This is a genomic window from Anaerorhabdus sp., assembly GCF_036657415.1.
In the GTDB taxonomy this organism is placed as follows: Bacteria; Bacillota_I; Bacilli_A; order Erysipelotrichales; family Erysipelotrichaceae; genus Anaerorhabdus.
On sequence record NZ_JAVXGL010000011.1, the window covers coordinates 35,507 to 42,064 of the forward strand.

Below are 6,558 nucleotides of genomic sequence, written 5' to 3' on the forward strand. Positions count from 1 at the left end.
TAACGCCGCTATTACTTTCTAAGAAAGGGGAAACTTATGCGTAAAACAAGACAAAAATCTAAGTTTATCGCTTTATGCATGATGCCATCTATCATATTATTTACATTATTTATGATAGTGCCAACAATTAATGTATTTACAATGTCTCTTTATAAATGGGGCGGATTATCAGCGAATAAAACATTTGTGGGATTTAAAAATTTCATGGTTTTAATTCAAGATATGAATTTTATAAGAGCCTTGCAAAATACATTATTCTTAATTGCGATTGTAACAATCGTAACATTGGTAATTGCAATCGGATTTGCAGCAATATTAGTTCGTGAAAAGATTAAAGGACAAAATTTCTTTCGAATTGTTTTCTATATTCCCAATATTTTGTCAGTTGTTGTCATATCCGCAATTTTCAGTGCTATCTATGATCCAAGTACAGGCTTATTAAATAGCTTAATTAGTATTTTTAAACCTGAAACATGGACAACAATCAAATTTTTAGGAAGTCAAAAAATTGTATTGTATTCAATTGCAGGAGCGATGATTTGGCAAGCAGTTGGTTACTACATGGTTATGTACATGGCGAGCATGAGTTCAATTTCTGTCCATTTATATGAAGCAGCAGATTTAGAAGGAGCTGGGAAATTCACACAGTTCTTTAATATTACGCTTCCACTAGTATGGTCTAATATTAGAACAACACTTACGTTTTTCATTATTAGTACAATTAATTTGAGTTTCTTGTTTACCAAGGTAATGACTAGTGGTGGACCAGATGGTGCAAGTGAAACCGTATTAGGATATTTATATAAACAAGCTTATGACAACGTAAGCTATGGATATGGTATGGCGATCGGTGCAACAGTTTTCGTAATTTCATTTATTTTAAGTGCAATTATTAATAAAGCAACAGAAAGAAAAGTAATTGAGTACTAGGGGTAAGAGAAATGAAGAAAAAAAATATAAAACTATATAAAATATTTATCTATATCGCATTAATTGCAGTTGCAATTTCAATCATTGTTCCAGTTGGCTGGGTATTCATGGCTTCACTTAAACAGAATGCTGAATTTTATACTAGTCCATGGAATTTACCAAATGGCTTTTATATACAAAACTTTATTAATGCTTTTCAAAAAGCAAAGATGGGTGAATATTTCTTGAATTCGATTATTGTAACAGGGTTAGCATTAGTGATTCTATTAGCCGTTTCATTACCAGCAGCCTATGTACTTGCGCGTTTCGAATTTAAATTCAAGAAATTAATTAATACATTATATATGGCTGGATTATTTATCAATGTAAACTATATCGTTGTTCCAATATTCTTAATGTTACTTGATTGGGATGATGTTGTATATGAGTTCTTTAAGACTTCATTTTTCTTAGATAACATATTTGTACTTGCTGTAATTTATGCAGCTACTGCTATTCCATTTACAGTGTATTTACTTGTAAGTTATTTTAAGACATTACCAAAGACGTATGAAGAAGCAGCACACATTGATGGATGTTCATATTTCCAAACAATGATTAAAATTATGATTCCTATGGCAAGACCAAGTATTGTAACAGTTATCTTATTTAATTTCTTAGCTTTCTGGAATGAATATATTATTGCATTAACGTTACTACCGGGTGTAAATAAAACTTTACCTGTTGGACTTGTAAGTTTATCACAAGCAGCTCGGGGTAAAGCGGAGTATGGAATGTTGTATGCAGGATTGGTAATTGTTATGTTACCAACATTAATTCTATACATGATGGTACAAAAGAAACTAACACAAGGTATGACTGTTGGTGGAATTAAGGACTAGGAGGAAATTATGGGAAGATTTACAAGAGAAAAACTAATAGGTATGTTGGTCATCTTTATAATTTCTATAATTATGGTTTTTGTAGGGCAACGATATACAGGTTATATAGGATTAGCAACAGAAACAGTAGGGGTCATTGGTTTGATTTTTCTACTTTATTATTACAATAAACAATACAAATGAAGGAGTATTTATGATAAGAGGCGGACGTTTAACAATTCCTACTGATTTAGATATGATTGAAGAAACATTAGCACTAAAAGAAGAATTAGATGCTGATGCAATTCGTGACTGTGATGGAACATTGATGCCGAATGAATTGTTAGAGTGTGGTGCGAAAGTATACGCAACATATTATACGACAAGAAAAGATAACGAGTGGGCAAAGAATAATCCAGAAGAGGTCCAACAAGAATACTTGATAACAGATAGATATACTGCAAAAGCAGATACTTTAGAAATAAAATTAATGCATGGTTTTCATACTCAACAATTAAAAGTAAATGAACTTGATGACCCCAAAGAATGGTGGGAAGTCATTGACCGTACGACTGGCGAAATTGTTCCAACAACTGATTGGGAATATGATACTCATACGGGTTGTGTAACTTTACAATCTAAAAAATATCATGAGTATACAGTTAGTTTTCTAGCTTTCTTAATTTGGGATCCCGTTCATATGTATAATTTTATTACAAATGATTGGAAAGACGCTCCACATCAATGTACCTTCGATGTACGTCAACCTAAGACACAACAATATGTTAAAGAAAAACTTCGTAAGTTTTGTGAAGAGAATCCACATATTGATGTTATCCGTTTTACGACTTTCTTTCATCAATTTACATTGACATTTGATGATCAAAAACGTGAAAAATATGTAGAATGGTTTGGTTATAGTGCAAGTGTAAGTCCCTATATTTTAAAACAATTTGAAAAATGGGCTGGATATAAGTTTAGACCTGAATTTATAGTAGATCAAGGTTACCACAATTCTATCTTTAGAATTCCAAGTAAAGAATTCAAAGATTTCATTGAGTTTCAACAAATTGAAGTGTCTAAACTTGCAAAAGAGTTGGTAGACATTGTTCATAGCTATGGTAAAGAAGCAATGATGTTTTTAGGTGACCATTGGATTGGGACAGAACCTTTTGGTAAATACTTTGCGAATATTGGACTAGATTCAGTGGTAGGTTCAGTAGGTAATGGTGTTACCATGCGTATGATTTCTGATATAAAAGGTGTTAAGTATACGGAAGGAAGATTTTTACCTTACTTCTTTCCAGATGTGTTCACAGAAGGTGGCGATCCAATCAAAGAAGCAAATGAAAATTGGCTTCAAGCTCGCCGCGCGATGTTGAGAAGTCCGCTAGATCGTATTGGATATGGTGGATATTTAAAACTAGCAACAGAATGGCCAAATTTTATTGATACAATTAAAAATGTTATAAGCGAATTCCGACAAATTCATGAATATACCGATGGTACAAAATCATATACGGCACCATTTAAAGTAGCAATATTAAACTCTTGGGGAAATATTCGTCGTTGGATGAGTAATCAAGTTCATCATGCTATTTGGTATAGAGAAATCTATAGCTATGTAGGTGTGATTGAATGTTTAAGCGGTATGCCAATTGATGTAGAATTTATCAATTTTGATGATATACGCCATGGAATTGATCCAAGTATTAAAGTAATAATTAATGCTGGAACAACAGGAACATCGTGGACTGGTGGAGAAAACTGGATTGATGAAGAAATTGTTACAAAGATTCGTGAATTTGTGGATTTTGGCGGTGGATTCATTGGCGTAGGAGAGCCAACAGCTTACCAACATCAAGGAAGATATTTTCAATTGAGTGATGTGATGGGTGTAGATAAAGAAGTTGGATTTACATTAAGTCATGATAAATATAATTCATTGAATACAAATCATTTTATTCTTGAAGATATTGAAGAAGCAATTGATTTTGGTGAAGGTATGTCAAGTGTATATGCACAAGGAGATCATTATCAAGTATTGGCGATGGATCAAAAATATTGTCAACTTGTAACAAATCAATATGGCAAAGGAAGAAGTGTTTATTTTGCAGGACTTCCTTATTCACCACAAAATTGTCGTTTGCTGTTAAGAGCAATTTATTTTGCGGCAAGTGAAGAAGAAGCAATGAAGAAATATTTTGTAACAAATATGAATACCGAAATAGCAGCATTTGAAAAAGTAAATAAAGTTGTTATTATTAATAATTCAGTAAATGATGTAAATACTGAATTATATGTTGAAGGTAAACTATATAATTCATATAATTTAAAAGCAATGGAAATGAAATGGATTGATCTTTAAGTCGCTAGAAATAGCGGCTTTTTGTATGGGGAATAAGTAGTGAACATTTATACGTGAAAATGATAAACATGGCAAAGAATGGTGTTAAACAAAAAATAAGAAGTCATCTGACTTCTTACCATTTATTGGCGATATATGGATTTTGTTTAGGTATTAAACTAATAAAATCAATGACGATGCCAATACCAACTAAACCTAGAGAAAACAAATAAATAAACCCAAGTAAATATTTTCCTTCGTAAAATTTATGTGCTCCGGTATATCCAAAAAATAGACATAGAACAAGGGTTACATATTTATTTTTATAAACAGGTTCTTCAACTGTAGTTGGCTTTGATTCACGATTAAGTTCAGACATAATGTTACCTCGAAAGTATATCTTTCATTACTACTTTTACTATAGCACTTTATTTAAAAATGTGGTGAAACATAATAAAAACCTATGTATTGCTACATAGGCTTAAGATTATTTCCACAAATCAAATGGATATAGACCTTTATCTTTGCATTCTTGAAGTTTTTGAACAACCCCAGGTTTATCTTCTTTATAAGTAACACCAAACCAATGATCAGCACTACTCATAACTTTTACTTTACATTTTCCTTCTTTTACAAGTTGTCCAACTGCAGTAGGGAGCACGTGTTCACATTTCATTGGATTTTCTTCAATTCCTTTTCTAATAAAGTCATCGAAGATTTCTTGGCAGTCTTTCAAAATTTTAGGTGTAAATCCCCAGAAATTCATTGAAACAACAGCATCTTCAGATAAAGGTTTCCACTCACCATTTTCTTCAAAAATAGGTTTTCCTTGATCATTACGAGCAATTTTTTGAATTTCTACAATCTTAGTAAGATATCCGTCTTCTTTTTCACAAACACCGCGAGTTACTGTACCATTATCGGTCAATGTGTTGTTGCAAAGATATCCAACCATTCCGTAATTATCATCGCTTACTTCATTTGATAAGAAATCATAAATTACCTTGAAAGAATCTTTTCCATAATAATCATCAGCATTGCAAATTGCAAAAGGTGCATCTAAATTTTTACAAGCGAGTAGGGCGTGAGTTGTACCCCAAGGTTTTTCTCTTCCTTCAGGAACTGTAATACCAGATGGAACATCATTGATGTCTTGATAAGCAAATTCAACTTCCATATGTTTTGAAACTTTGTCAGTTAAACATTGTTTGAATGCTTCTTCATGTTCTTTGCGAATAATGAGAACTACTTTTTCAAATCCTGCTTCATGAGCATCATAAATTGAGAAATCAATAATTGATTCGCCATTATTTCCAACGGTATCAATTTGTTTAAGACCTCCATAGCGGCTACCCATTCCAGCAGCCAAGATAACTAATACTGGTTTTTTCATACTCTCTCCTTTAAATATTCTTGAAAATATTATACCATGCTTATAAGGGATTAGAGGTATGAAATATGAAAAAAGTAGAGTTAATCTTAGCAAGTTCATCACCAAGAAGAAAAGAATTGATGGAAACAATCGGAATACCTTTTAAAATAGAAGTTTCAGATATCGATGAGTCAATGAATATGGAAAATAATCTAGTTGAAGAAATTAAAGAACTAGCTTATCGAAAAGCAAAAGTTATTGCAGATCAACATCCTGATGCAGTGATTTTGGGTGCCGATACAATTGTTGTTTATAAGGATGAAGTATTAGGAAAGCCGATTGATGAACAAGATGCATTTCGTATGTTAAAAAAGCTATCAAATCAAACTCATGAAGTACTTACTGGAGTATGTATACTTAATCAAGGTGTCAAGAATACTTATTGTTCAATTAGTGAAGTAACTTTTGCGGAGTTAACAGATGATGAAATATGGAAATATATCAAAACAAAGGATCCGATGGATAAAGCAGGTGCCTATGGAATCCAAGGATTTGGGGGATGTTTCGTAAAAGAAATTAAAGGTGATTATTATACAATCATGGGATTGCCGCTATCACTTGTTTATCATGAGCTAATGAAGATTATTTCTTGATATTTTTCCATGTATTCGGTATTATAAAGAGGCGCCGCCTTGGTATAGTGGTAACACACATCCATGGTAAGGATGAGCGGGCAGTTCAATTCTGCCAGGCGGCACCATTTTCTAATTCGTGGCTTAAATAGCCACTTTTTTAATGCTTATTTTATTTTACTGACCATTTACTGACCATTTTTGAAATATTACTTAAATTATTTATGATATTCATCATGCCATCATTACTATCTTTCATTAAATGTGTGTATGTTACTAATGTTATTTTCACACAACTATGTCCTAGCTTTTTAGACACTGCAACGATATTAGTTCCGTTATTGATTAGTTTTTATAATTAAATATAGGATACTTTTAATGCAAAATTCGAATAAAATAAAATCAATGAACAGCAAA

General features: G+C 32.1%; 7 protein-coding genes and 1 tRNA gene. 6 read left to right on the forward strand and 2 right to left on the reverse strand.

Features of this window, described 5'->3' with window-relative positions; translation table 11 throughout:
- Positions 1-36: 36 nt before the first annotated feature.
- Genes RSB60_RS02890 through gnpA form a run of 4 tightly spaced genes read left to right on the forward strand, consistent with a single transcriptional unit; the run spans position 37 to position 4,158 of the window.
- Positions 37-930, forward strand: a complete 894-nt coding sequence (locus RSB60_RS02890; RefSeq protein WP_323382565.1) for a carbohydrate ABC transporter permease — start codon at positions 37-39, stop codon at positions 928-930.
- 11 nt (positions 931-941) lie between these two features.
- A complete protein-coding gene (locus tag RSB60_RS02895; protein WP_323382566.1) occupies positions 942-1,811 on the forward strand; it encodes a carbohydrate ABC transporter permease in 870 nt (289 codons plus the stop codon).
- A gap of 9 nt (positions 1,812-1,820) precedes the next feature.
- Entirely contained in the window at positions 1,821-1,994 is a 174-nt protein-coding gene (locus tag RSB60_RS02900; protein ID WP_323382567.1) for a DUF6903 family protein, read from the forward strand.
- 10 nt (positions 1,995-2,004) lie between these two features.
- Positions 2,005-4,158 carry a 1,3-beta-galactosyl-N-acetylhexosamine phosphorylase gene (gnpA, locus tag RSB60_RS02905; RefSeq protein WP_332614465.1) on the forward strand — a complete coding sequence of 718 codons (2,154 nt, stop codon included), beginning with the start codon at positions 2,005-2,007 and terminating at the stop codon, positions 4,156-4,158.
- Positions 4,159-4,273: 115 nt separating this feature from the next.
- Here gnpA and RSB60_RS02910 read toward each other — a convergent pair whose 3' ends face one another.
- Both RSB60_RS02910 and RSB60_RS02915 read right to left on the reverse strand, forming a co-directional pair.
- Positions 4,274-4,516: a TM2 domain-containing protein gene (locus RSB60_RS02910; RefSeq protein ID WP_332614467.1), complete on the reverse strand. Its 243-nt coding sequence runs from the start codon at positions 4,514-4,516 to the stop codon at positions 4,274-4,276.
- 108 nt (positions 4,517-4,624) lie between these two features.
- The gene (locus RSB60_RS02915) at positions 4,625-5,530 is read right to left on the reverse strand and encodes a nucleotidyltransferase family protein (RefSeq protein ID WP_332614469.1); all 906 of its coding nucleotides are present in this window, start codon (positions 5,528-5,530) and stop codon (positions 4,625-4,627) included.
- Positions 5,531-5,595: 65 nt separating this feature from the next.
- On the opposite strand from RSB60_RS02915, the gene RSB60_RS02920 reads away from it, so the two are divergent.
- Entirely contained in the window at positions 5,596-6,162 is a 567-nt protein-coding gene (locus RSB60_RS02920; RefSeq protein WP_332475231.1) for a Maf family protein, read from the forward strand.
- Positions 6,163-6,195: 33 nt separating this feature from the next.
- A tRNA-Thr gene (locus RSB60_RS02925) sits at positions 6,196-6,269 on the forward strand.
- Positions 6,270-6,558 lie beyond the last annotated feature (289 nt).

Bases quoted from the DNA above. Each gene is read 5' to 3' on its own strand.
- RSB60_RS02900 (WP_323382567.1), top strand. From the start codon at position 1,821: ATGGGAAGATTTACAAGAGAAAAACTAATAGGTATGTTGGTCATCTTT.
- gnpA (WP_332614465.1), top strand. From the start codon at position 2,005: ATGATAAGAGGCGGACGTTTAACAATTCCTACTGATTTAGATATGATT.
- RSB60_RS02920 (WP_332475231.1), top strand. From the start codon at position 5,596: ATGAAAAAAGTAGAGTTAATCTTAGCAAGTTCATCACCAAGAAGAAAA.
- RSB60_RS02910 (WP_332614467.1), bottom strand. From the start codon at position 4,516: ATGTCTGAACTTAATCGTGAATCAAAGCCAACTACAGTTGAAGAACCT.
- RSB60_RS02890 (WP_323382565.1), top strand. From the start codon at position 37: ATGCGTAAAACAAGACAAAAATCTAAGTTTATCGCTTTATGCATGATG.
- RSB60_RS02915 (WP_332614469.1), bottom strand. From the start codon at position 5,530: ATGAAAAAACCAGTATTAGTTATCTTGGCTGCTGGAATGGGTAGCCGC.
- RSB60_RS02895 (WP_323382566.1), top strand. From the start codon at position 942: ATGAAGAAAAAAAATATAAAACTATATAAAATATTTATCTATATCGCA.